Below are 22,393 nucleotides of genomic sequence, written 5' to 3' on the forward strand. Positions count from 1 at the left end.
TGGCTCACCCACCACGCTGACCGAACGACCAGGACACTGATCAACCAGGAAACTGACCGCGAATGCTTCCTCGGTGGAATTCGCGGGTTGTCACTTGTATCAATTACTCCAAATTAATCCTCATACCAGGTTTCGCATCCGATCAAATCTAGAATTTGATCTCGCAACAAAAAATCGTATCGTTCCAGCTCACATTCAATTGCGTCCCACTCAGAGGTCGGAAAGTGGCGGCACAGTGCATAGATTGGCTGTTTGCGGTCAATCACACCCTGACGCACCAGCTCACAAGCTTCATCCCGAATGGCATCTAGCGAATAGCGCACCTGTTGCAGCATGACTTCATCACCTCGGAAAACACCAAGCCCATTGATTGCCATCTTTAAGATTAGGGCAAGAACGTGAGGAAGTTGTGAGGACACTAGTTGGGTCTGCCACTCGCGGCTATGATTGGGATTGGCTCTGCAAGGTTGCAATCGCATCTTGGAGCCAGTTGATGTAGGTTTTCTCGCGACGGGTGACCAGATCCAAAACTAAATGATGCAATTGCTGCTGTCGTTCAGTTAAATTCTCTGCTGCTGGGATAACGACAGCCTCACATTCGGCTAGCTTCTTCTGACGGACTGTTAACTCCTGTTCCAACAGTTGAATAATCGCCGGATTCGGTATCTGGGCTGCAAAGTAGAGCTGCACGAGCAGAGGTTCTCGCACAATAGGGGGGATCTGATGGAATTGGAGCCATTGCCGGAGTTCGGTGTCACCCGCTTCAGTGATCCGATAAACTTTACGATTGGGTCGATCGTGCTGAATCTCCACGGTGCAACTCACCCAACCCTGCGCCTCCAATCGATCGAGAGTGCGATAAATCTGGGCCTGATCGGCTTGCCAAAGGTGGGCAATGCAATCGTCAAAGCACTCGGTTTTGAGGTCGTACCCAGTTCGCTGCTGCTGTTGCAAGAGGCCGAGAATCACGTAGGGAAGAGACATAGGCGCAAGAGATCAATAATTAGATACAAATCATCTAGATACAAATCATCGAAATTTCGAGAATGGGGCTGAATGATATCAGCCAGGGGTGCAGCTCAACCGAGCAGTTGAACATACAGGTCAAGGAATATCAGCCAGGCATATGAGCGGTTTACCGTACCTGAGCGGACGACAAACCCTACTCGTGCAGCAACTCTTTCCTTATGCTATTATATGACTAGTCATACATAAGATAAAGCATATATGTGCTGCTATATGCCGCTCAAACTGTGAGTTTCCGGTTGCTGTAATTCGCCTCCCTGCGCAAAATCGCTACACTTGCCTCATTATCCACTCGCGTTCTGATCAGACCCTCAACCCATCGCAACCATCGTAAGAGGATAGAACCACCCATGCTTAACACACTGCAATATCGCATCCATCAGCATCAACGCTTAGCAAATTTACGGCTAAGATTGCTGCACCTTCACAAACTGCTGCTAGAAACGGAACGAATTGCCTATGAGCAGCGGCAAGGCAAGGTGTCGAGAGGTGAACTGCTGCAATTGGTGATCAATCATGATCAGTTTGCGTGGCTGCATCGACTTTCGGAACTGATTGTGCAAATCGACGAATTGCTGCAAGCCGATGAACCCGTAACTTCAGAAACAATAGACATGCTGTTCAGCGATATCTCGATTTTGCTGACGCCAAGTGAGTTAGGTGATGACTTCGCTAGCAAGTATGATGCCGCCCTCCAGCATAGCCCGGATGTGGTGTTGGCCCATGCCGATGTAATGGCATTGCTTGCCTCTAGTGGCTTCTAAGAGTCTATCCGAAAACCCCTTCGGGGTTTTGAAATTCAAAAACTCTGAGTAGATCGAAAATGAATGCGTTTTGATGACTAGACTTAGGTATGATCCCCCTAAATCCCCCTTCATAAGGGGGACTTGAAGCTACGGTTGGCCTGTTTCCCCTCTTTGGTAAGGGGGGCTAGGGGGGATCTCAACAGGATTTGCGATCTACTGAGTCCAACTAAATTCTCGGATTGCCTCAGCAAACTGGTGATTGCGCTCCATAAGGGCCAGATGTCCTCCCGGAGCCAAAATCTCTAGTTTGGCTTGAGGCATTTCTGCTCTCATACGTTGGCTGGCTACTGGTCGAGTGGCAATGTCTGACTTGCCTACCAGCACCAAGGTCGGAACAGAAATTTGGGAGAGGGTTGCTGTTTCCTCAAAGCGGAACATGGCTAGCACACCCCTTGCTAACACACCTGGTGATGCCTTGATGCCAATTAAACACCAACGCGCTCAAGACGAGCAGGTCTTCTGCTGCACCTGCAGAAATGTTTCGATTCTGGACAACAGCTTATCGAATTCGATAGGTTTGCGGATAAAATCGTTTGCTCCTAAGGCTATACCTTGAGCCGCATCCGCATCCGCATGGGCCGTAACCAGCAAGATTGGGATATCGGGTAAGTTTCGGTTTTGACGAATCCGACGCGTTACTTCATATCCGTTCATATCCGGCATCATCACGTCTACCAGAATCAGATCCGGCGGCAGTTGCTCTACCTTGGCCAAAGCCAATCTACCGTTGTCTGCCGTATCAACCTCGTATCCTTCTGCTTCTAGTACCGTTTGCAGCAGGAACAGGTTATCAATTAAGTCATCTACAACCAGAATGCGGGAGGATGAATTAGACACAGGCACTGCAACTCAAGAATAAGGATAGGCTAAGGCGATAGGACCTGCTCCATTTTGCTCGATCTTCGGGATCAGCACTTCCCACTTTAGACAGATGTTCGCTTTCATACATCTACTACGTACTGCCGAGAGCACGCCTTCGAAATAGCGGAAGTAGATGCTTGCTTCACTAAATTTCAGCCCAAATCAATTTCAGCCCAAAACTAAGCCCCAGACTCCTATTTGCTAAGCACTCAATCGACTATGGACTGCTAATTCCGCAATCGTATCGACTAGAACCTTCAAATCAATCGGTTTTCGCAAGAATGCATCATACCCCATTGACAGCGCCTTCCAGCGATCGTCGGGTAGTGCCGTAACCGCGATAGCAGGAGTGGTCCGGGTTTGGCTGGCTTCAAGTTGTGTGATTTTGCGAATTAAGGAGTATCCATCTTCTCCGGGCATGGCAATATCGCTGATCAAAATATCAGGCCGGAGTCGGACAAATGCTTCTAGCGCTTCACGGGCAGACCGCACAAAGTGCACCTCAATGCGGTACAGTTCAAGTCCCAATGTCAAAAATTCGCCGGAATCTACATCATCATCTACCAGCAATACGCGCAAACCAGATAGGGAAGAGCGGACAGCCATGTCTGCCATAAAAAAGAAATTGTTATAAGGATATGAACAACGTGTAGTGAGGCGGAAAAGCAGATAAAATTGCTCTCAATTCATTTTCTAATGAATAAAGGCCGAGCGATTTGTATGAATCTTGCTTTTTGTTAAAGTATCCTCCTGCCTTGGGTAGATTTTCGTCAAAAAATCACGGTAAGTAAGTATCGAATTGTAAATTCCTATTATTCAAAAATTGGTGATCATAGCTCAGGTACTGGTACCTGCCATGCTGGAATTAGAGTCAGATATGGAGAGAATACTGCCATCCTTCAGCGTGCAGGTTTTTGCCCTGGGCGGTGAATTTCTGCCCACTTTACATACATCTTGATTCTTGGCTCCAGCTAGACTTGGCATCGGTTCACTTGGTAAAGTCGGAAGCCAATCTTTGGTTCCTTCATTCTAGGCTGGGCAAAAGCTATAAAAACATCAGTTCCTGTTTCCAACTCAAGCAGAAATATATCTCTGGCATACGTGAATGACATAACACAGATTAATCTCACAGATTGAAAATTTCAAGAAGAACATCAGTAACAATACTAGAAAAACAAATCAGCAAAATAATAGTAGAAAGCACAAGAATGAGCATACAACAGCAACGGAGATGTGATCTTGATAGCTCAAGCACCAGCTACTCCCCAAACACCAAACCCTTTACTTAATTAACCCGAGCGCTTTATAGTCAACCCCCACACCGCTCGGCTGATTTTTCTGGCCCCATGGGGGCAGTGCGCTCGCGTCGAAGCCCCTCACCCCCTACCCCTCACCCCTCACCCCTCACCCCCCACCCCTCACCGAAACACTATTCACCATTTACTGCTCTCCTTAGTAAGTGCCAACCCCTAACTACCGGCGCTATACCCTGAGAGATTTTTACCTAAGCAGCGATTGCTACAAGCTATGCTGTTATGAACCTAAAAGAATTTTTGATTCACACGGTTTTTCTCAAGAGAACACGGTATAAGAAGATAGCACCCTATCCAATCCCTGTTGATCCATATGACACCGCCATTGCTCGATTCGACCTTTCTCTTCATCCCTTTCCTGATTGAGGGAATCGTGCCGAGTCGAGGCAGGCAACTCCAGCGAGCAAGGATTGGCTTTTGGCTGCTGGCAATGGTTACGGCCATCACTTGTGTATCAGCCTGATTCAACCACAATTTTTGCCCTTCCCATTCAGCAGCAATCGGTCGTTCCGGGTGGAGTTGGGGGAAGCAGATGAAGGTTGTGGGGGGCGTAGGGGCGCGGTAGGGGCATCCAAAAGGGCTAAAGCAAGATTAACCAGTAATACCATTTCCCTTTGATTGGGCTATAGATCACCAAGCTCAACCGGCTAGATTGGGCAGGGTCCGTAACTCAAAACTCAAAACTCAAAACTAAGAACTGGTATAACAAAGCAGACATTGACATCGTCTTACCATTGGGTTTGGTATCCCATCAATCCAATGGATCAAACCGATTTACTCCAGCCGCGATCAGCAGCATCGGTAATCCCGCTGCCAAACAAATCAACCACTGCATCGAATTCAAAGGAGCAGTAGAAAAGAGCGCATTCATTACACTCCACTGACTGAAGATGACTTGCAGCATCACGGTGGCAATGATACCAAGCCCAATTGCCCCAGCGTCGCGGATGCAAACGGCCTGCCCCCGTAGTCTGGCTGCCATTGCCCTGCCGATCTGACTGATGCTCAGCAGGTAGAAAATCCGACCTGCCACCAGTGCCTGAATCGCCATTGTGCGGGCTAAATCCACCTCACCTGTAGTTTGGCGAATCCATTCAAACATGCCGAAAATTAGAATCCAGTTAAATACCGAGATCACCAGAATCCGCTTGAGGAGATTAGCCGACAGCAACGGCTGATTCGGATGGCGAGGCGGACGCTGCATCACCCGCTCCGATTTTGGCTCGAACGCTAATGGCACCGTCATGGCAATCGAGTTGACCATATTCAGCCACAGCACCTGAAGCGCCAAAATCGGCAATTCTCGCGCCAACAGCACGCTGATCAAGATCGTCATTGATTCACCGCCATTGACTGGCAAAATAAACGCGATCGCTTTCAGCAAATTTCGATAAACGGTGCGGCCTTCCTCCACGGCGGCTTCAATCGAAGCAAAGTTATCGTCGGTCAGGATCATGTCTGCTGCTTCTTTGGCGACTTCGGTACCAGCTCGTCCCATTGCAATGCCGATATCGGCCTGTCGGAGGGCCGGTGCATCGTTCACGCCATCTCCGGTCATGGCCACCACTTCGCCTTTGGCCTGCAAGGCTTCCACCAGCCGCAGCTTTTGTTCGGGCGCGACTCGGGCAAACACCACTCTATCCTCGACTACGGTAGGCAGTTCGCTATCGTTGAGCTGGGCCAACTCCTGCCCGGTCAGGGCTTTCACATCTCCGTGTTTTTGGATGCCCATCTGATGAGCAATGGCGGCAGCGGTGGCCGCGTGATCTCCGGTAATCATCTTCACCTGCACTCCGGCCGTCTGGCAGGCCCGCACCGCTCGAATCGCTTCGGCTCGCGGCGGATCGATCATGCCCTGCAACCCTAGAAAGACCAGATCAGACGCCACATCCGGATGATCAATCGCGTCCTGAGTCGTCGGCACCGATTTGGAAGCAAATGCCAGCACCCGCAGCCCCTGAGCCGCCATTTGATCCACCTGCCGATGTACCTCTGCCGGATCCAGGCCAACGAGTTGGCCGTCTTGATCCATCCCCTGCCGACAGCGTTGCAAAATCGCCTCCACCGAGCCTTTCACATAGATAGTATTCAAACTCTGAGATAGCTGAATTGCCCCATTCTCCTGATTTCTACCTTCCGCCTCCCACCTCCCGTCGGCTGACGCTCTGGGAAGCCTGACTCCTGACTCCCTGCCCCCCCGATGCAACGTCGCCATATACTGATATTCCGATTCAAACGGAATGCTATCAAGGCGGGGCTGTTGGGTTTCTAGTTCCTCTCTGTTTAATCCGGCTTTGTTGGCTACAGTCAGCAGTGCACCTTCGGTAGGGTCGCCAACAACACTCCAAAACCCATCCTTGACGGTCAAGTGTGAGTCGTTGCACAGTAAACCGGCAATTAAACAAGCTTGCAGCGCTGGGTTTGCGTTGAAATCTGAATTTGGGTCTGCTGCTGCTCGTTCATGGGAGTGGTGCGGAGCGCTAATCTCGCCCTTGGGGTCGTAGCCGCTGCCCGTGACGCGATAGGATTCCCCACCGGCATAAATGGCCTGCACCGTCATCTGGTTTTCGGTCAGGGTGCCGGTTTTGTCTGAGCAGATCACGGTGGTGCTGCCCATCGTTTCTACGGCTGGCAGTTTACGCACAATCACATGGCGGCGAGCCATCCGCGACACCCCGATGGCAAGCGTAATGGTAACCACGGCAGGTAAGCCTTCTGGAATTGCGCTCACGGCCAGCGCCACAGCCGCCTCAAACATTGTCACCCAGGAGTTGCCGTAGCCCAACCCCACAACAAAGGTGAAGGCCGCCACCGCCAAAATGATGTAGAGCAGGATGCGGCTAAACTGATCAAACTTGCGGGTGAGAGGCGTCGATAAATTGGTGCGTTGGTCAATCAACTGGGAAATCCGTCCGGTTTCGGTTTGGTCGCCAATCGCCACCACCATGCCTCGGCCCTGCCCGGCGGTGACAAAGCTGCCGGCATAGGCCATATTGGTGCGTTCGGCTAGGGGAGTTTCAGCGGCAAGGATAGCGGTTGTTTTAGAGACGGCCAGCGATTCTCCGGTTAAAGCGGATTCGTTTATCTGGAGGTTTTTGACCTGGATCAGGCGCAGATCGGCAGGCACCTTGTCGCCAGAGGCCAGCAGTACCAGATCTCCCGGGACCAATTCGGTTGAGGCGATTTGTTGCTTAACTCCTTCTCGCACGACGGTTGCATCCGTTTGGACCGAAGAGGCCAGGGCGGCAATGGCGTTTTCGGCTTTGGATTCCTGTACAAACCCGATAATGGCGTTAATCACTGTGACGCCCCAGATCACGCCCGCGTTCACCCATTCGGCCAAAAACGCCTTGATTGCGCCCGCTACCAGCAAAATATAGAGCAACGGCTGATGAAATTGCAGCAAAAAGCGCAGGATGGGATGGGTGCCGGATTTGGCGGTCAGTTCGTTGGCACCAAACTGTTGGCGTCGCGTCTGGACTTCTGCGCTGGTCAAACCTTTGGTTAAGTGAGTATTCAGCCGCTGCACCAGTTCCTGCTCTGACAGCTCATGCCACGGTTGGTTGAAGATGGCCTTTGTCTCCTGTGCCTGCATTACCATCACTCCATCGGGAAACGTTGTAATACCAATTTGAATCTGTTTTGCGATTCGTTTTGCAATCTGTTTTACGATTCGTAGTTCGCAAACTAAAGTGCGTTATAAATATTGTGGTTGTTAAACTTCACTAATACATACCTTTTAGAAACCAAAGTTTAAGCTGTAGAATTACTGAATATTTTCTGACTTGTTTGTCTAGCAATTTCTGAGGAGGATTACACTGATCAATTGAAAACTGAGAACTAAAAACTCAGCAGTCTTTCAAAGGTGATAATTCAAAGTTGGTAATTCACTGACGACTGAGGTTGAAACTGAAGTCAGAGATAAACTATCCCACTATTCTAAAGCTTAAAAGTGAAGCAAATATGACGTTCTCCACCACCAATAGGCGATCACCTTTGAATCACATTTGTTCCCCATACTAACTGACAATACACCCTCACCTACAGAAAGTGCCCTCAAAATCTTGCTTGAGGGCTTCCCTAATGGTTGAAAAACTTAATGGTTAAAGAATTACGCGACTAAATCAAAAGTAATCGCTTTTTGGAGAGTTGAATCATGAACATCATTGCTTGGATTATTTTAGGGTTGCTTGCTGGGGCGCTAGCTAAATTAATCTATCCAGGACGGCAAGGCGGCGGCATTCTTACCACAATGCTGCTTGGTATCATTGGTGCATTCATTGGAGGCAGTTTACTCACCTTACTAGAAACTGGAACTTTACAGCTAACAGCCGCTAGCCTCAGTATTCCCGGTATCCTGGTTGCGATTATTGGCGCAATGATCGCTATCTTTATCTGGGAATCTTTAACCCGCCGTCGCCCTCTGTGATGCTTCATAGTCGGCAGATCGAGCAGATTTGGATCAATTAGGATGGCGGTGTCAGAGTCGGTTTAGCAGGTCATACAGACGTTAAAAACCAAATTGAGCCATTGTAGAGCGGGCGTCTCGCCTGCCGCAGGTTGGATGCCTGCCCTACGGAATTACCGCTTTCAAAAAAACCTGCCTTTAGACCCTAGTCAAATCTATCTTTTGGTGGTTGTATTGGTCACTTAGATTTTGCTATCGGCGCGTACTTTAATTTCTCTCTGCTGTATCTTTCCAAAATTAGGTTCCTCGTTAAAAATAGGATGTTGCGCAAGCAGCAAACCAACGGCAAGAAGGAATGAACTCAATGCAGCAGACTTGGCAGACGCTGACCGAAATCTGGAGCACCGTAGCCGAATGGCTGACCCCTTCGGTGCTGACCGGGCCAATTACCGATCCAGTGCCTGTGTTTCTGATCATCATCGCCATCATGCTGGTGGCTCCGCTGCTGTTTGAGCGGTTCAGGCTGCCTGGAATTGTCGGCTTAATTTTGGCTGGGGTGATTGTGGGACCGAATGGCCTAGGATTGCTAGAGCGTGACAGTACTATCGTTTTACTGGGAACGGTCGGACTGCTGTTCCTGATGTTTATGGCTGGTTTAGAAACCAGTCTGGATGACTTGCGCTATAACGCTGATAAGGCGGTGGTATTTGGGCTGGCGACCTTTGCGGTGCCCATGATCATCGGGACGGCAGCCATGCTGCTGCTCAACTACTCGCTTCTAGCATCAATCTTAGTCGCGTCCTGTTTTGCCTCCCATACCCTATTGGCCTTACCCATAGCCACCAAGCTAGGCATTATGCGTTCCCAAGCGGTAACGGTGACGCTAGGCGGCACCTTAATTACCAATGTTCTGGCTTTATTAGTACTGGCTGTGGTGGTAAAGGCCCATCAGGGCGACCTGACGCTGGGATTCTGGCTGTTTTTGATCCCCTCCCTCGTTATTTATACCGTTGCGACGCTGTGGGGCGTTCCTAAGGTGGGACGCTGGTTTTTTCGTCAGTTTGGTCACGATGAGGGAGCTGAGTTTACCTTTGTGGTGGCCTCACTGCTGGTGGTTTCCTATGCGGCCGAATTGATTGACATCGAGCCGATTATTGGCGCCTTTTTAGCTGGCATTGCCATTACCCAGCTGATTCCCCAACTCAGTCCATTAATGAACCGAATTCAATTCATTGGCAATACCCTATTCATTCCCTTTTTCTTGATCTCAGTTGGGATGTTGGTGAATCCAGCCGTATTGCTACAGGAACCGCGCTCGCTGCTGGTGTCGGGCGTGATGGTGGTGGTTGCGATTGTGGCCAAATGGCTACCTGCGGTGGGCACAGGCAAACTGTTTCGGTTTGACCACTCCAGCAACATGGTCGTGTTTGGCCTGTCGGTGGCTCAAGCGGCCTCAACTCTGGCCGCCATTACCGTGGCTTACAAAATTGAACTGGTGGATCAGCTCACGGTGAACGGCACGATTGCCATGATCCTAGTGACCTGCATCGCCTCTCCCTGGATCACTCAACGCTGGGGGCAAACGCTGCAACCCAAACCAGTCGATGCAAAACCAGCTTTGGCCAATTCAACCAGTTCGACCCCGCCCCGCTATCGGATTTTGGTGCCTGTTGCTAACCCCAACACCGAAGACAACCTGCTGCAACTAGCACTGCTGCTGGCTAAGACCACCGAAGGCACCCTGCTGCCGCTGCACATTTTGTTAGACCATGCGGGGTCCATCTCGGCAGAGGCCAAGACTCGACAAGAGCAGCTATTGGCCGCGGCAGAAACCGTTGCCCATGCGGCTGTCACCGATGTTGAACCCATTGGCCGAATTGATGAGTCAATTGACAAAGGCATTTTGCGAACTGCGCAAGAGCGCAACGCCAATCTAATTATCTGCGGCTGGAAGGGTTACTCTACCTATCGCGATAACTTCTTTGGCAGCGCTATCGATAATGTGCTGCGTCGGGCTGTTGTTCCCGTGCTGGTGACTCGCTTTACCCATCCGATTAAAACCACCCAGCGAGTTTTTCTAGCCGTTGATGAGGCGAATCTCATGGCCGCTAGCTTTCCTCAGGTGCTGAACCTAGCTAAAAGCCTTGCTGTTGAACTCAAAGCCTCTTTCTGCCTGCTGCACGGCATTGCTGGGTCGCGGCGTGCTGCCAAACGAGCCATCTTACCAGAAGGAATTCCAGCTCAACTCGTGCGCGGTCATTTTCCTAGCTACGTGGCTCGCACCCTCACCGCAGATGATCTACTGGTGCTGATGGCAAAAAACCATGCTGATTTCCTCAGTCTGCCCTCTTTAGGCATTGGTTCGGAAACGATCGCCCACCAAAACCCAAACCTATCGCTGATTGTGGTGCATATCCCACCGACTTAATGCACGACCTCGTTCACAATCCCAAAATCCAGCGGGCCACATAGAGGTAAATCAGAACCCCTAAGACATCAACAGCGGTTGTGATGAACGGGGCTGACATCAGGGCCGGATCAAATTTCCAGGCTTTGAACAAAAAGGGTAGGGCCGAGCCTGCAACTGAAGCTAGAAGCGAAATCGCAAATAAACTTACCCCCACCGAAACTGCAACACCCCAATTTCCCTGCAATAGCACGGCCCATACAGTGACAATTAGTCCCAGCATCAATCCAAGCAATCCACCGGCCAACGCCTCTCGCTGCACAATACCCAGTGCTTTTTTGAGCTGCACGGTGTCGGTTGTTAAGCCTCGGATGACCACGGTAGAAGATTGGGAACCAACATTGCCGCCTGTATCGATCAACAGGGGAATAAAAGCCGCCAACGCCACCACCTGTTCCAGCAAATCCTCCTGGCTTTGGATGACTGCGGAGGTGCCTGTATTCGTAATCAGCAAAACTAACAGCCAGACTACCCGTTTGCGGGCGACCGTGAATAAATTCATCTGGAAGTAGTTGTCATCACCAGATTCCAGCCCACCTAGCGTGTAAATATCTTCGGTGGTCTCTTGTTGAACAACATCAAGTACATCGTCAACGGTGACAATCCCAACTAAGCGCTCTTCCTGGTCTACAACCGGAACCGCCAGCAGGTCATAGCGCTGAATGATCTGGGCTACTTCTTCCTGGTCGGTATCGGTATGCACTGAAATAACGTCCCGACTCATGATGTTGTGAATCAGCTGATCCGGTTGGGCCACAACTAAATCGCGTAGCGACAGTACACCTCTGAGATGACGCTGATCATCAATGACGTACAGATAGTAAATGGTTTCCCGATCATGGGCTGAACGTCGCAGCTGTTCCAATGCCTCGGCCACAGTGGCGTTTTCCCGCAACGCCACGTATTCTGGCGTCATAATGCGTCCAGCCGTGTCGGGTTTGTAGCCTAGCAGCAGGGCTGTCGCCGCTCGTTCTTCTGGGCTGAGTTGTTCGAGCAGCCGCCGCACCACCTTAGCTGGTAACTCATCGAACAATCTGGCCCGGTCGTCAGGCGACATTTGATCGACGACGTTGAGAAACTCTTGCCGCTTGAACTCGCCCAGCAAAGCCTGTTGAGTATTGGAGTCTAGATACTCAAATACCTCAATTGCCTCATCTTTGGAAAGCAATCGAAAGGCGAGGGCCTGCATGTCCTCAGGGAGTTCCGTAATCACCTCAGCAATATCTACTGGCAGAACTGGAACCAGCAGAGCTTTCGCGCCTGAAAGATTCTCTTGTTCTAACAACGCCTGGAGCTGTAACCTTACTAGCTGGCGCAACTCAGAGCGGGAAACACTAGACGAGGCAGCAGAGGAACGAGAAGTCATAGCGCTATAGATTCTACGTCATTAGTAGCTTAACGGAATTACTAGCTTAATGGAAGATACTCATCCTTGGATAGAAGTAAGAATAATCAAAGTATGCCAAGTTGAACGAAAACCTTTAATCGTTTTTTATTTTGTTTCATTCTGGTCTTAATCTTGGAGCACTCATCCTATGCGCTACCTGCTGCTATTAGTCATCCTTGCCTCTGTGTTGTTGACAAGCTGTGAGTTTTTTATTCCCCACACCAGCGATGCCCTTTCCCAATCTAGCCAAACCGAAGAGCTGCAAAAACAAACCAAGCTGATTGAACGGCAAACTGAAGCCCTAGAGCAATTATCTGATTCAGTCGAAAAATTGGCTCAACCGCGAAATTGATCGTTGACATTGTGGAGCAGGAAGGCTAGAAACCCCCGTTGTCCAGAATCCTGTGCGAAGGGGTTCAATAAAAATCGGGTCAACGCCCTCTTGCTCCAGCATTTCCGCCCATGCTCGATAGTCATATTCCACCCGTTGAATAGTAGCTGTAATTTGTCCATCCGCCACCGTGAGTAACGCATAATGAACAGCCGGATCACCATCGTGATCGGGTTTGCCAACAACTCCACAGTTCACTGCAAACCGTCCATTGTTTAACGGGCGAATCCAGGGTAATCCAGAGTGAGTGCAGATAAACCCCACAATATCAAATTCATCCAACCATTGATTTAAGCGGCGATCGCTCAGTTCCGATTCGTATAAAAATTCGTTGGTTTGAGCTGGGCTGCCATGACACAGCAGCACTCGCCCAGCGGAAGTCGTGAGAATTGCTGCATCGGGTAGGGTCCCTAGCCATTGACGATGTGCCTCACTCAAACCTTCCATTGCATAGGCAAATGCCATACAGCTTAACCGCTCGTCTTCTGGCGAAGCATAGCCACAGCCACAGGTCAGCAATCCAGCCGCTGCCTGCTGTTCGTGATTCCCTGCAATCAAAACATGAAACTGTTGTTGTAGCTGCTGCACCACTTCGTCACTATGTCCACAACACCCGATCGCATCTCCTAGAAATAGGAACGATTCACACTGGTGGGTTTTAGCGTCGTTGAGGCAAGCTTCAAGAGCAGGCACATTGCCATAGATACCTCCCATTGCGGCGAATCGCTGGACGGCCTCGCAATTGTAGATGGGCAGCATGATCGTCACCTCTGTTATCTGACAACTATCTAAACAAGTACTCAGGACTTATAAATTAAAGCGGCATCTGCATTACGAAACTGATGTGCCGGAACATCCAGAACCAATTTACCTGCCTGAATACCCAAAATCCGATCGCTATACTGTGTTGCTAACTCAACCTGGTGTAGATTGCAGAGAATCGTCATGCCTTCCTGCTCACAGAGCGATCGCAACAGTCGCAGTACCACATGGGTTGTTTCCGGATCGAGGCTGGCAACAGGCTCATCCGCCAGAAGCAACCGAGCATTTTGGGTGAGGGCACGGGCAATCGCTACTCGCTGCTGTTGTCCGCCAGAGAGGCGATCGGCCCGTTGAAAGGCAACTTCTAGTAATTGCACCCGTTCTAAGGCGGCTAGACCCTCCCGCAATAAACTCTTGGGAAATTGATTGGTCAAACATCGCCAGAGCGGTAATTCAGCTAAGCGACCACCCAGGCAATTTTCGAGGGCTGTGCGCCGTCGTACCAGGTTAAATTGTTGAGCAATCGTGGCAATTTGAGTCCGTGCCTGTCGCAACTCCAGTGCAGAACAGTGAGTCAGATTCTGTCCTTGAAACCAGACCTGTCCAGCATCAGGACGGGACAGTTGCAGCAGGCAACGCAGCAACGTTGTCTTTCCCGCCCCACTCGATCCCAGAATGGCTGTAAAGGTGTGGGGAATGATCTGAAAGCTCAGATTTTGCAGGGCAAAGTGGCTGCGGGAGTAGGATTTGGTCAGGTTTTCCACGGTGATCATAGGCCCAGTCGATCGAAAATTAGTCAGATTTCATCGTCATCTTGGTCAGATCCCCCTAAATCCCCCTTCACAAGGGGGACTTCAACCCCGTTTTGGATCGGTTCCCTCTTTTTTAAGGGGAGCTAGGGGGGATCTAGTCATCATTGGCGATTGGCTGAGGCTGCCCATCTCTCACTTCAATCGCTGGCGCAGGTAGGCACTGAGGGCATCAATCAAGCTGACCATTGCCAGAATCAACAGCAAAATAGTGCAGAGGCGCGGGAAATCGAGTAGCTTGAGACTGACCAGAAGTTCATAGCCAATCCCACCTGCCCCCACAATTCCCAGAATGACGGAAGACCGGACATTGAATTCCCACAGGTACAAACTAATTCCAATCAATCCTGGTAGGGCTTCGGGTAAGACGGCAAAGGTAAAGGTGCGGAGGCGATCGCTCCCCGTCGCTTCAATCGCTTCGATTGGTTCATTGGGTAGAGACTCCAGCACCTCCGCATAGAGTTTTGCCATTGATCCAGTGGTGTGGAATGCTACGCCCAAGGCTCCCGCAAAGGGTCCTAGCCCAACAATCGACACAAAGAAGAGGGCAAAAATAGCCGTATCAATACCGCGCAACAGATTGAGTAAGCCGCGCAGAGGTGTCGCTAACCACCGCACTGGGGTAATGTTTCGCGCCACCAACAGGGCTAACGGAATTGCTACCCCGATCGCACAACCTGTGCCAATGATGGCAATCGCCAGGGTTTCCCAGATGGCTTCTAGAAAGATCGGCAACTCTGAAAAGTCAGGTGGAAATAGGCGAGACAGCCATTCTCCGACAGTAGGGAGGCGTTGCCAAAACTGGACTAAATCGACTTTGGCAGTCCGGGCACTGGCAATCAACAGTGCGACCGCCAGTATGCCCCAAAAACTACGCTGTAATAGCGTCCAAAGCCCTCCTTGCCGTCGTTGCTCCGATGCTAGCAGCGCGTCTAAATCAGAGGAGCCATCGGCTGAATTAACGTTGGGCTTTGTCAATGGAACGGTCATTTTAGCTTGCCAACCGACACTCCTGCTTGTTGAATCGGCGCGTAGTTGCTGCCATCCGATGCAATGAATCCGGTATAGTTGGTTGGCAGCAGTGTTTTAGCCTGATCTGGAGGGAGATTGACCAATGCCTCTTGCAGTTGCGTTTTAATCTCCTCTGGGAAATCACCCCGCACCACGATTGGGTCATTGGGCAACGGGTCTGATTGCCAGATGATTTTAAGCTGGCTTTTGTCGATTCTGCCTTCAGCGGTCAAGACATCCAGGTTGCGATCGTAGTCTGAAGCAATGTCTACCTGATTACTCAGTACTCCGATCGCCTGGGCTGCGTGGCTCGCACCCTCGGTATAGTCAAAGATGGTTTTGGGATCGAGATTGCGTTGCTTAAATTCGGCTTGCGGAATCAACCAACCCGATGTCGATCCGACATCTGCCAAACTCAGTTTTAGTTTCGTGCCGCTTTGCTGACTCTGGGCGATCGCTTCATCCAGCGTATTAAACGGCGCATCGGCCCGTGCCATCAATACAGAGTAGTAGGTTGGTTTGTCTTTGTATTTAACGGTGGCAATCACCTGCAAAGACGGATCATTGTGTTTTGCCAGCACATAGCCCCAGGGACCTAACCAGGCCACATCCAGAGTGCGCGAGCGGAGTGCCTCCGAGATGCCAATCCAATCGTCGGCAACGGTAACTTCAGCGGGCAACTTCACCTGTTCTGCCAGCGTGTTGAACAATGGCTCAAACTGTTTGCGATTTTCGTTGGGTGTGGGGAAGTAAGGTCCTACCCCAAACGTGAGTTGCGTCAGTGGGGCAGCGTCAGGAGCGTTAGCGGGACTCTGGGTTGTTGGCGTGGGAGTACAAGCCACCACCACAAGCATTGCCATCATGCCCAATAAAACGCTCTGCATCCAGCGATTTTTAAACATTTTGCGAGAAGGATTACATCAACCATTCCTCTGAGGATAGCGGAATTGGGACGCTCAAGATGAGTGCCAGATGAGAATTTATAGACGGAGATTAACTATAACTGTAGGCGGTGTGCTTGCAAAGGAGAGGTTTTATGAATCGCTTATCAAAGCTTTAGGGTCAGGACCAATGTTAGCTCAGACCGCAATTCGCGATTTACAGGCTGCCGTTCTAACTTCTAGCTCAGTTATATCTGGGTTGGAGGTGGGGCGGTTTTGCAACCAGGCGAAGAAAGTAGCTGCACCGAGTAGAACTAGGGTGATCAATCCGACGAGTTGAAGCATGATACTATATCGCATAATACTTAGACAAATGAGTAAATGAATGAGTAAATAAATGGGTAAATAGATGAATAGGGTATGGGGCAATGGGAGAACCGTCAGCTTCTAAGCTAGATTGAAGTGCTCCATATGGACGTTAGTAACCGGCACGTCCAAATCGTGTAAGGCGCGTTCTACCTGATTCATCATTTTGGGAGCAGCACAGATGAAGTATTGTCGTGAGCCTCGATGTTTGGGGATGTGTCGTGTCAGTAGTTCCTTATCTACATATCCTTGCTCACCGGTCCATTCCTCCGGAGGTTCCCGCAAGACGTGAATTAAAGTCAGATCGAGTCTCTCCTCTAGCTTCTCTAGCTCTTCTCGATAGGTAATGTCGTCCCAGGTTTTGCTGGCGTAGATCAACAGAAAGGGGCGATCGTCCTTTCGTTCTGCTGCGGTAATTAACATGCTCATCATTGGAGTAATCCCGATGCCGCCTGCAATTAGCACAAATCCAGCTGCATCTTGATAGCGATCGATTGTGAACACGCCATAGGGGCCGTCCAAATATGCTTTGGTTCCTGGCGGTACTTCTTTGATCGTGCTAGTAAAATCTCCCAGTGCTTTGATGCCAAACTCGATACGTTCTGGATGTTCACCGCTAGACGACATTGAAAAGGGATGTTCTCGCATACTAAACGGGGTAATATCCAACGTCAGCCAGGCAAATTGACCGGGTTGAAAGCAGAAACCTTCGTGGCCCCAAGGACGCAGCGCTAACGTCCAAACGTCACCCCGTTGGGGAATCACCGCTTCGACTAGATAGGGCTTTTTCGTCATCATCCAAGGTTTAATCAGCCGCACATAGATGATTAACCACAGAGCGATCAGGGCCATCGCGCCCCAGAGGATGCCTTTCCAAAACAAACCCAAATAGTTACCGACACCAATGGCATGCCCAACCCCTAATCCAACTGCTAACACTGAGAGGATCGTATGTGAGGTGCGCCACGGTTCATAGGGAATCCCAAGTGGCTTGCGCCAAATTGTAGTGACGACGAGGAGGATGAAGGCAAGCGTGCCCAGTACGGCCATCCTGGCCCGCCACGGCGCTTCGATAAAATTCAGCAGTTGTCTTGTTTCGGGCTGCACCACAAACAGCATTACCGGATGAACCAGCACCATGAAGAATGCTACCAGGGAGGTAAAGCGGTGGAATTGTAGCAAAATATCAATTCCATAGGAGGCTTCAATCCGATTAATCCGCGCCGTAATCACAAACTGCAGCGCCATCATGGCTAAGCCGATGAATCCAAGCGCAACCGAAAATTCAATCCAAAATCCCCGTCCGCCTGGAGGGGGGTAAATCAGCAAGATCAACAGCGGCAGCAGCGTGACCAGCAAATATGCCCCAATCCAGAACAAAGCAACGGCAATTGGACTACGCATTAACAATCTTCTCATCCCAGTCCTCCCCTTCGGTTAGACACGTTTGTATCTTGGGCAGTAGTCAGAGCAGTGAATTGCTCGTGTTGTCAGAACATCCGTAGGGCGGACTGCACATTTCAAATAGCTATTGCTGGCAAAGTAATGACAGGATAAACAGGGGGCCTTTTGAAATAGGGTTAGGGGTGGTTCAGGTTTACCAATCTGCGGTTCCGCTTTCAAAGCACGTAAAAACTTCAACAAGAAGAATATGAAAGCAATCAACGCCAGCAGCAACCAAATTTCTGAGTTCCGGGCTGGCACCTGATCGGCAACGAATTCTGCTGCATCAGCCGTAGCTTGCTGAGTATAGGCTTGGGTCAAGCGGTGATTCGAACGCAGTGGTTCTAACGTATGTCGGCTAGAAGCTAGACCTGTGCTCATAGCGTCCTCCCCCAACTGTTTTAGTTAGGATTTCCTTTAATACAGCCTTTTTCAGGCTAGTGAAGTACGAAAAACGGGGTGCCAGCGCCCCTGCGTGGGGGAGAAGCCCTCACACCCCCCATACCTCACATGAGTGAAAAACGCTGTATATTTTTTCATGACTTCTGACAGCTTTAGCATTCATTTAGAGGACCAAGGGCATGGCTGCAGCAGTGATAGTGCTAAGTCATGCATTTTAATTTTTAGCTGTAAATGTGATCTAAAAATGATGATTCGTATGACCCTCTTGATCAATTGCTTGATGTCTACTGACATCTTGCAATGAGCGAGTCGTTTTACAAACCGCAGGCGATGCTGGTAAAACGAGAAAACAAGCAGGTTCAAAGTCCTCCAAAATTGGGGAACTTTGAACCTGCGGGCATCCCAGAAAAGGGGGCCTTCAGGGGTGGTGATACCCCAGCTAGGATTTGTGTGTACACCGTAGCCTTTGGTAAGCGGGGCTAGGAAGAATCTCAACAGGATTTGCGATCTACTGGGCCTAGAGCTGATCAAAAGAGGGATTAAGCTGCCGGAGGTAGAACAATGCGTTGGGCTAATCCCATTCGCTGTAAGACTAAAATCACCCACCAGGTCATATCAATTTCCCACCATTGCCAGCCTGCTTTTGCCACGTTGGGATAAGCATGGTGATTGTTGTGCCATCCTTCTCCGTAGGTTAAAATTGCTGCCCACCAGAGGTTACGCGAGTTATCGTCTGAGTCGTGGGTCCGGTAGCCGGTGATATGAGATGCCGAGTTGATCAACCAAGTGCTGTGCCAAAGTAGAACGGTCCTAACAAATACGCCATAAATCACAAATGACCAACCACCCAGCAGGTACAGTCCAATTGCGAGTGGAATTTGCAGCAACAGAAAATAGCGATCGAGCCAGCGGTAAAAACCATCACGTGCCAGATCTGGTGCAAATTGCCGATTCGATTCATAGTCAAAAAACTCTGGGCGTTTGTAGAGCAACCACCCCATGTGACTCCACCAAAAGCCCCGTTTCGCTGAGTAGGGATCTTTGTCTAGGTCTTCGGTGTATATATGGTGTCTGCGATGTCCTGCAACCCAAAAGATTGGACCACCTTGCAAGGCTGCGGCTCCAATCAAAGCGATGGCATACTCTAAGGCTTTGGGAACTTGAAGGCTGCGGTGCGTCAATAGCCGATGATACCCCAAACAAATGCCAATACTACCCAGCAGCCAGTGAAGAAAAATCGTTACTCCCAGCGCCGACCAGGAGAAAAACCAAGGCGCTAGTAACGCTAAAGCGTGAACCGCTACAAAAACACTGATGCTTGTCCAATTAATTACAAGCGGCTGACTAGACTGGCGGTCAGTCTCAATTCGATTGAAAACCATGAAAGTCCTAATTGAATACACATTACATTTTGGCGTTGCTGAATGGTGGTATGAAACCACGAGCAAAATGCTCGCACGATTAGATAACGATCCAGACAGTGTGAGCGTCTCGCTCAAGTTGCTGATCAAACATCATTTGCTGATTCAGCAACACCTACATTTTAATTGGGCAATGCCCTAGGGATAGTGGACTAAACCCCTCGTCTAGTCTGCGTGAACAAACTTCCCCAATTAGCCCGAGATTGACTCGCGGGCGAGAGAAATACAAAGTTCAAAAGCTGGATTGATAACAACTCTGAATAGACCCTCAACTACAGTCTAAATCCGATTACAACCAAAACCAGAGCATTGTTCCAATTTAGTGAACCTATGATCACAAATTTATAGATCTATACCTAAACCTATAACCCTTACTGCAAGCTAAATTCATAGGGACAGAACTATCTACTATAAAGAGTTCTGCTGCATTCTATTCCCTTACTCTATATTTTTTGCTCAAGACTACTGAGGATCACATCGGCTGTTCCAGAATCATATGCTTTAGCCCTAGCGAAACTTCCTTTTACGCTTCTTGTGTTTAGCTAGCGCTTTTCGCTTTTGCTTTTCGCTCGGCGTTTCAAAGTGGCGATGCTTCCTCATGTCTGGGAAAATTTCTGCTTTAACAACCTTTCGTTTAAATCGACGCAACGCTGACTCGAGACCTTCATCCTCACCTAGAATCACTTGAGCCATCTAATCTCCTTGCAATCTAAATAAACTCAGGACAAAGTTTGAAAGCTGCTTACTGCTAAGTAGTTGATCTCCAGCTTTCAAACTTGAAACGCCTAAAGCGCTGACGGCTTGTCTTTTGAGGTTTGTCTTTTGATTTGACGTTTGAGTTTAGTAGCGCCTAGCTACACCGCCCTTGTTTCCCCAACCAGAAGAGTCTCTTTCTGCGCGGGGTCTGGCCTTATTTACCTTCAGATCACGCCCCATCCATACGCTACCATCAAGTGCAGCAATCGCAGCGGTCTCTTCTGCCTCGTTTTCCATTTCGACGAAGGCAAATCCACGCATACGCCCTGTTTCCCGCTCGGTTGGTAACTGAACGCGCGTAACGGTGCCGTATTCGGTAAAAGCCTGAGTCAAGTCTGCTTCAGTAGCTTTATAGGACAAATTACCCACGTAAATTGACATAGCGGTTTCTCCAAAATCGTCAGGAGGGTGTAGAGAATTAGATTCGGAGAAACGCTTGTGGGACGAATTACACACCCGAAAATAAGCCTTATGAAGAGCTTAACACAAAATTGACATAGCGGGACGGAAAAGCAGAAAAGAGTAAGAGAATTACGCTAGAGTTGTAGTATGAACGTAACTGAACTTCAAATGCTATTGGCAGTAGGAGAGCAAGATTTCCAGACTATTGATCTTAGCTCTGCTAATCTTAGCTGTATTGATTTGAGGGGTAAAAATCTCTCAAAAGCCAATTTACGCCATGCTAATTTGCGCTGGGCCGACTTACGCCAAACCAATCTTCACGGAGCCGATTTAAGAGGGGCTGACTTGAGCTGGGCTAGGCTAGAAGGTGCTGATTTGAGTTCGGCCAAGTTAAAAGGAGCCAAGATGCCCGATGAAACGGTTCATGGCTAAACAGGTTTATGGCTAAACAACTCTGAACCAATCAACAGAATCAGTGATCAGCTAATCGAATCATTAAAAAAGCATTTCTTTACAACATTTCAGCCAACCTTCCGTTACCCTGAGTAAGTAAGGTGATCCAATCTTGCAAATTTTAGGAGAATTATCATCGCTACAAAACAACTGATTAATCGGCAAATTAAATCCGCTCAGGTGCTTCTAATCGATCACGAGAATAACAACCGTGGTTTGGTAGATACTGGTGAAGCTCTCAGCCTTGCTGAAACTGCCAAGCTTGATCTAGTCATCGTTTCTGAAGGCAAAGAAATTCCGGTGGCTAAGATCTTAGACTATGGCAAGCACCAGTACCAACAGAAAAAACGGCGGCATTCTAGCGCTAGAACTACTGTTAAAGAGATTAGGTTGCGTCCTAACGTTGGTGAATCGGATTACAGCCTGCGGATTAGCAGAACTATTGAGTGGCTAGAGAAAGGGCATTCGGTCAAATTTCAGGTACGTTTACGCGGGCGTGAACATCAAAATCGCGATCGTGCCATAGATCTAATCGATCGAATCGTTACTGATCTATCCCAAGCGGGTAAAGTTCAAACCCTAGATAAACGATCGCTAATTGTGCAGATAATTCCCTGCTAAGTAGGTAGGCTAAATTAATCTTCGCTCCACAATGCCGGGTCTCGACTCCGCTCAACCCTCTGCTTCCCGAAAAGTTGCGCATTGAGCGGAGTCGAAATGCGTCTTCTCAATAATTGCGCCCACCTACTTAAACTCTCTTACTGAAGTTATTGGCAAGCGCGTGGCAGCTTAAACTGCGATTACCGGGGTGCTACGTGCTCTGCTTCGGCATTGCATTATCGTTATTGCATTATTATTGGTTATTCGTTGGAGCACACAAAGCGCTAGTGATGATTGACTAGTGACGAAACGCCAAGAACTGTACTTCACGAGAGGGGAAAAGGCTGTAGCTCCAATGTGAAGATTAAAATGTAAAGATTAAATTTAATCGTTCAATATTAATCTCTAGTCTGAGTTTCTGCTATACG

At 49.3% G+C, this 22,393-nt stretch carries 24 protein-coding genes; 7 read left to right on the forward strand and 17 right to left on the reverse strand.

Annotated elements, in window-relative coordinates; all coding sequences use genetic code 11:
* Positions 1–113: 113 nt before the first annotated feature.
* Together HJG54_RS29640 and HJG54_RS29645 are read right to left on the reverse strand one after the other, a co-directional pair.
* Positions 114–377 carry a DUF4327 family protein gene (locus HJG54_RS29640; protein ID WP_420717428.1) on the reverse strand — a complete coding sequence of 88 codons (264 nt, stop codon included), beginning with the start codon at positions 375–377 and terminating at the stop codon, positions 114–116.
* Between the two features lie 64 nt (positions 378–441).
* Positions 442–984, reverse strand: coding sequence for a PadR family transcriptional regulator (locus tag HJG54_RS29645; RefSeq protein ID WP_316436695.1), 543 nt, complete (start codon positions 982–984; stop codon positions 442–444).
* A 392-nt stretch (positions 985–1,376) separates the two neighbouring features.
* Between HJG54_RS29645 and HJG54_RS29650 the strand changes: the two genes are divergently transcribed.
* Positions 1,377–1,790, forward strand: coding sequence for a hypothetical protein (locus HJG54_RS29650; RefSeq protein ID WP_316436697.1), 414 nt, complete (start codon positions 1,377–1,379; stop codon positions 1,788–1,790).
* A gap of 195 nt (positions 1,791–1,985) precedes the next feature.
* Here the strand turns inward: HJG54_RS29650 and HJG54_RS29655 are convergent, their stop codons facing one another.
* From HJG54_RS29655 to HJG54_RS29670, 4 genes are all read right to left on the reverse strand, one after another.
* Positions 1,986–2,210 (reverse strand): alpha/beta hydrolase, encoded by a 225-nt coding sequence (locus tag HJG54_RS29655; RefSeq protein WP_316436698.1) that lies wholly within the window; start codon positions 2,208–2,210, stop codon positions 1,986–1,988.
* A 63-nt stretch (positions 2,211–2,273) separates the two neighbouring features.
* Positions 2,274–2,669, reverse strand: a complete 396-nt coding sequence (locus tag HJG54_RS29660; RefSeq protein ID WP_316436700.1) for a response regulator — start codon at positions 2,667–2,669, stop codon at positions 2,274–2,276.
* Positions 2,670–2,894: 225 nt separating this feature from the next.
* Positions 2,895–3,308: a response regulator gene (locus tag HJG54_RS29665; RefSeq protein ID WP_316436701.1), complete on the reverse strand. Its 414-nt coding sequence runs from the start codon at positions 3,306–3,308 to the stop codon at positions 2,895–2,897.
* A 1,449-nt stretch (positions 3,309–4,757) separates the two neighbouring features.
* Entirely contained in the window at positions 4,758–7,601 is a 2,844-nt protein-coding gene (locus HJG54_RS29670) for a cation-transporting P-type ATPase (protein ID WP_316436702.1), read from the reverse strand.
* Positions 7,602–8,162: 561 nt separating this feature from the next.
* On the opposite strand from HJG54_RS29670, the gene HJG54_RS29675 reads away from it, so the two are divergent.
* Both HJG54_RS29675 and HJG54_RS29680 read left to right on the forward strand, forming a co-directional pair.
* Complete coding sequence (locus tag HJG54_RS29675; RefSeq protein WP_316436703.1) at positions 8,163–8,435, forward strand: GlsB/YeaQ/YmgE family stress response membrane protein; 273 nt, start codon at positions 8,163–8,165, stop codon at positions 8,433–8,435.
* Positions 8,436–8,778: 343 nt separating this feature from the next.
* On the forward strand, positions 8,779–10,842 hold the full coding sequence (locus tag HJG54_RS29680) for a cation:proton antiporter (protein WP_316436704.1): 2,064 nt from the start codon (positions 8,779–8,781) through the stop codon (positions 10,840–10,842).
* A 13-nt stretch (positions 10,843–10,855) separates the two neighbouring features.
* On the opposite strand, the gene mgtE is transcribed toward HJG54_RS29680, so the two are convergent.
* The gene (gene mgtE, locus HJG54_RS29685) at positions 10,856–12,247 is read right to left on the reverse strand and encodes a magnesium transporter (RefSeq protein ID WP_316436706.1); all 1,392 of its coding nucleotides are present in this window, start codon (positions 12,245–12,247) and stop codon (positions 10,856–10,858) included.
* A gap of 169 nt (positions 12,248–12,416) precedes the next feature.
* Between mgtE and HJG54_RS29690 the strand changes: the two genes are divergently transcribed.
* Positions 12,417–12,620 carry a hypothetical protein gene (locus HJG54_RS29690; protein WP_036010112.1) on the forward strand — a complete coding sequence of 68 codons (204 nt, stop codon included), beginning with the start codon at positions 12,417–12,419 and terminating at the stop codon, positions 12,618–12,620.
* Here HJG54_RS29690 and HJG54_RS29695 read toward each other — a convergent pair.
* From HJG54_RS29695 to HJG54_RS29730, 8 genes are all read right to left on the reverse strand, one after another.
* Entirely contained in the window at positions 12,588–13,418 is an 831-nt protein-coding gene (locus tag HJG54_RS29695) for a metallophosphoesterase family protein (RefSeq protein ID WP_316436707.1), read from the reverse strand. The two genes, HJG54_RS29690 and HJG54_RS29695, sit on opposite strands and share 33 nt — an antisense overlap.
* 41 nt (positions 13,419–13,459) lie before the next feature.
* Complete coding sequence (gene phnC, locus HJG54_RS29700) at positions 13,460–14,194, reverse strand: phosphonate ABC transporter ATP-binding protein (protein WP_316436708.1); 735 nt, start codon at positions 14,192–14,194, stop codon at positions 13,460–13,462.
* A 171-nt stretch (positions 14,195–14,365) separates the two neighbouring features.
* Positions 14,366–15,220, reverse strand: a complete 855-nt coding sequence (gene phnE / locus HJG54_RS29705; protein WP_316436709.1) for a phosphonate ABC transporter, permease protein PhnE — start codon at positions 15,218–15,220, stop codon at positions 14,366–14,368.
* Positions 15,217–16,143: a phosphate/phosphite/phosphonate ABC transporter substrate-binding protein gene (locus HJG54_RS29710; RefSeq protein ID WP_316436710.1), complete on the reverse strand. Its 927-nt coding sequence runs from the start codon at positions 16,141–16,143 to the stop codon at positions 15,217–15,219. Before HJG54_RS29710 ends, phnE begins: the two co-directional genes overlap by 4 nt.
* A 177-nt stretch (positions 16,144–16,320) precedes the next feature.
* Positions 16,321–16,467 carry a hypothetical protein gene (locus HJG54_RS29715; RefSeq protein ID WP_316436711.1) on the reverse strand — a complete coding sequence of 49 codons (147 nt, stop codon included), beginning with the start codon at positions 16,465–16,467 and terminating at the stop codon, positions 16,321–16,323.
* Between the two features lie 102 nt (positions 16,468–16,569).
* Positions 16,570–17,907 (reverse strand): ferric reductase-like transmembrane domain-containing protein, encoded by a 1,338-nt coding sequence (locus HJG54_RS29720; protein WP_316436712.1) that lies wholly within the window; start codon positions 17,905–17,907, stop codon positions 16,570–16,572.
* Positions 17,908–17,925: 18 nt separating this feature from the next.
* Entirely contained in the window at positions 17,926–18,312 is a 387-nt protein-coding gene (locus tag HJG54_RS29725) for a hypothetical protein (RefSeq protein WP_316436713.1), read from the reverse strand.
* A 560-nt stretch (positions 18,313–18,872) separates the two neighbouring features.
* Positions 18,873–19,715, reverse strand: coding sequence for an acyl-CoA desaturase (locus HJG54_RS29730; RefSeq protein WP_316436714.1), 843 nt, complete (start codon positions 19,713–19,715; stop codon positions 18,873–18,875).
* Between HJG54_RS29730 and HJG54_RS29735 the strand changes: the two genes are divergently transcribed.
* Positions 19,714–19,896 carry a hypothetical protein gene (locus HJG54_RS29735; RefSeq protein WP_316436715.1) on the forward strand — a complete coding sequence of 61 codons (183 nt, stop codon included), beginning with the start codon at positions 19,714–19,716 and terminating at the stop codon, positions 19,894–19,896. The genes HJG54_RS29730 and HJG54_RS29735 overlap by 2 nt on opposite strands.
* Positions 19,897–20,261: 365 nt before the next feature.
* Here the strand turns inward: HJG54_RS29735 and rpsU are convergent, their stop codons facing one another.
* Both rpsU and HJG54_RS29745 read right to left on the reverse strand, forming a co-directional pair.
* Positions 20,262–20,447 carry a 30S ribosomal protein S21 gene (gene rpsU / locus HJG54_RS29740; protein ID WP_316436716.1) on the reverse strand — a complete coding sequence of 62 codons (186 nt, stop codon included), beginning with the start codon at positions 20,445–20,447 and terminating at the stop codon, positions 20,262–20,264.
* A 147-nt stretch (positions 20,448–20,594) separates the two neighbouring features.
* The gene (locus HJG54_RS29745; RefSeq protein ID WP_316436717.1) at positions 20,595–20,891 is read right to left on the reverse strand and encodes an RNA recognition motif domain-containing protein; all 297 of its coding nucleotides are present in this window, start codon (positions 20,889–20,891) and stop codon (positions 20,595–20,597) included.
* Positions 20,892–21,059: 168 nt separating this feature from the next.
* On the opposite strand from HJG54_RS29745, the gene HJG54_RS29750 reads away from it, so the two are divergent.
* Both HJG54_RS29750 and infC read left to right on the forward strand, forming a co-directional pair.
* Positions 21,060–21,344, forward strand: coding sequence for a pentapeptide repeat-containing protein (locus tag HJG54_RS29750; RefSeq protein WP_316436718.1), 285 nt, complete (start codon positions 21,060–21,062; stop codon positions 21,342–21,344).
* A gap of 174 nt (positions 21,345–21,518) precedes the next feature.
* Complete coding sequence (infC, locus tag HJG54_RS29755) at positions 21,519–21,986, forward strand: translation initiation factor IF-3 (protein WP_316437097.1); 468 nt, start codon at positions 21,519–21,521, stop codon at positions 21,984–21,986.
* Positions 21,987–22,393: the final 407 nt, after the last annotated feature.

It is taken from the genome of Leptolyngbya sp. NK1-12, from assembly GCF_032598965.1.
Lineage (GTDB): Bacteria > Cyanobacteriota > Cyanobacteriia > Elainellales > Elainellaceae > Elainella.

Bases quoted from the DNA above. Each gene is read 5' to 3' on its own strand.
- HJG54_RS29690 (WP_036010112.1), top strand. From the start codon at position 12,417: ATGCGCTACCTGCTGCTATTAGTCATCCTTGCCTCTGTGTTGTTGACA.
- HJG54_RS29715 (WP_316436711.1), bottom strand. From the start codon at position 16,467: ATGCTTCAACTCGTCGGATTGATCACCCTAGTTCTACTCGGTGCAGCT.
- HJG54_RS29670 (WP_316436702.1), bottom strand. From the start codon at position 7,601: ATGCAGGCACAGGAGACAAAGGCCATCTTCAACCAACCGTGGCATGAG.
- HJG54_RS29640 (WP_420717428.1), bottom strand. From the start codon at position 377: ATGGCAATCAATGGGCTTGGTGTTTTCCGAGGTGATGAAGTCATGCTG.
- phnE (WP_316436709.1), bottom strand. From the start codon at position 15,220: ATGACCGTTCCATTGACAAAGCCCAACGTTAATTCAGCCGATGGCTCC.
- mgtE (WP_316436706.1), bottom strand. From the start codon at position 12,247: ATGACTTCTCGTTCCTCTGCTGCCTCGTCTAGTGTTTCCCGCTCTGAG.
- HJG54_RS29720 (WP_316436712.1), bottom strand. From the start codon at position 17,907: ATGAGAAGATTGTTAATGCGTAGTCCAATTGCCGTTGCTTTGTTCTGG.
- HJG54_RS29750 (WP_316436718.1), top strand. From the start codon at position 21,060: ATGAACGTAACTGAACTTCAAATGCTATTGGCAGTAGGAGAGCAAGAT.
- HJG54_RS29730 (WP_316436714.1), bottom strand. From the start codon at position 19,715: ATGGTTTTCAATCGAATTGAGACTGACCGCCAGTCTAGTCAGCCGCTT.
- rpsU (WP_316436716.1), bottom strand. From the start codon at position 20,447: ATGGCTCAAGTGATTCTAGGTGAGGATGAAGGTCTCGAGTCAGCGTTG.
- phnC (WP_316436708.1), bottom strand. From the start codon at position 14,194: ATGATCACCGTGGAAAACCTGACCAAATCCTACTCCCGCAGCCACTTT.
- HJG54_RS29745 (WP_316436717.1), bottom strand. From the start codon at position 20,891: ATGTCAATTTACGTGGGTAATTTGTCCTATAAAGCTACTGAAGCAGAC.
- HJG54_RS29710 (WP_316436710.1), bottom strand. From the start codon at position 16,143: ATGTTTAAAAATCGCTGGATGCAGAGCGTTTTATTGGGCATGATGGCA.
- HJG54_RS29725 (WP_316436713.1), bottom strand. From the start codon at position 18,312: ATGAGCACAGGTCTAGCTTCTAGCCGACATACGTTAGAACCACTGCGT.
- HJG54_RS29680 (WP_316436704.1), top strand. From the start codon at position 8,779: ATGCAGCAGACTTGGCAGACGCTGACCGAAATCTGGAGCACCGTAGCC.
- HJG54_RS29675 (WP_316436703.1), top strand. From the start codon at position 8,163: ATGAACATCATTGCTTGGATTATTTTAGGGTTGCTTGCTGGGGCGCTA.
- HJG54_RS29735 (WP_316436715.1), top strand. From the start codon at position 19,714: ATGAAAGTCCTAATTGAATACACATTACATTTTGGCGTTGCTGAATGG.
- HJG54_RS29645 (WP_316436695.1), bottom strand. From the start codon at position 984: ATGTCTCTTCCCTACGTGATTCTCGGCCTCTTGCAACAGCAGCAGCGA.
- HJG54_RS29655 (WP_316436698.1), bottom strand. From the start codon at position 2,210: ATGTTCCGCTTTGAGGAAACAGCAACCCTCTCCCAAATTTCTGTTCCG.
- HJG54_RS29665 (WP_316436701.1), bottom strand. From the start codon at position 3,308: ATGGCAGACATGGCTGTCCGCTCTTCCCTATCTGGTTTGCGCGTATTG.
- HJG54_RS29695 (WP_316436707.1), bottom strand. From the start codon at position 13,418: ATGCTGCCCATCTACAATTGCGAGGCCGTCCAGCGATTCGCCGCAATG.
- HJG54_RS29650 (WP_316436697.1), top strand. From the start codon at position 1,377: ATGCTTAACACACTGCAATATCGCATCCATCAGCATCAACGCTTAGCA.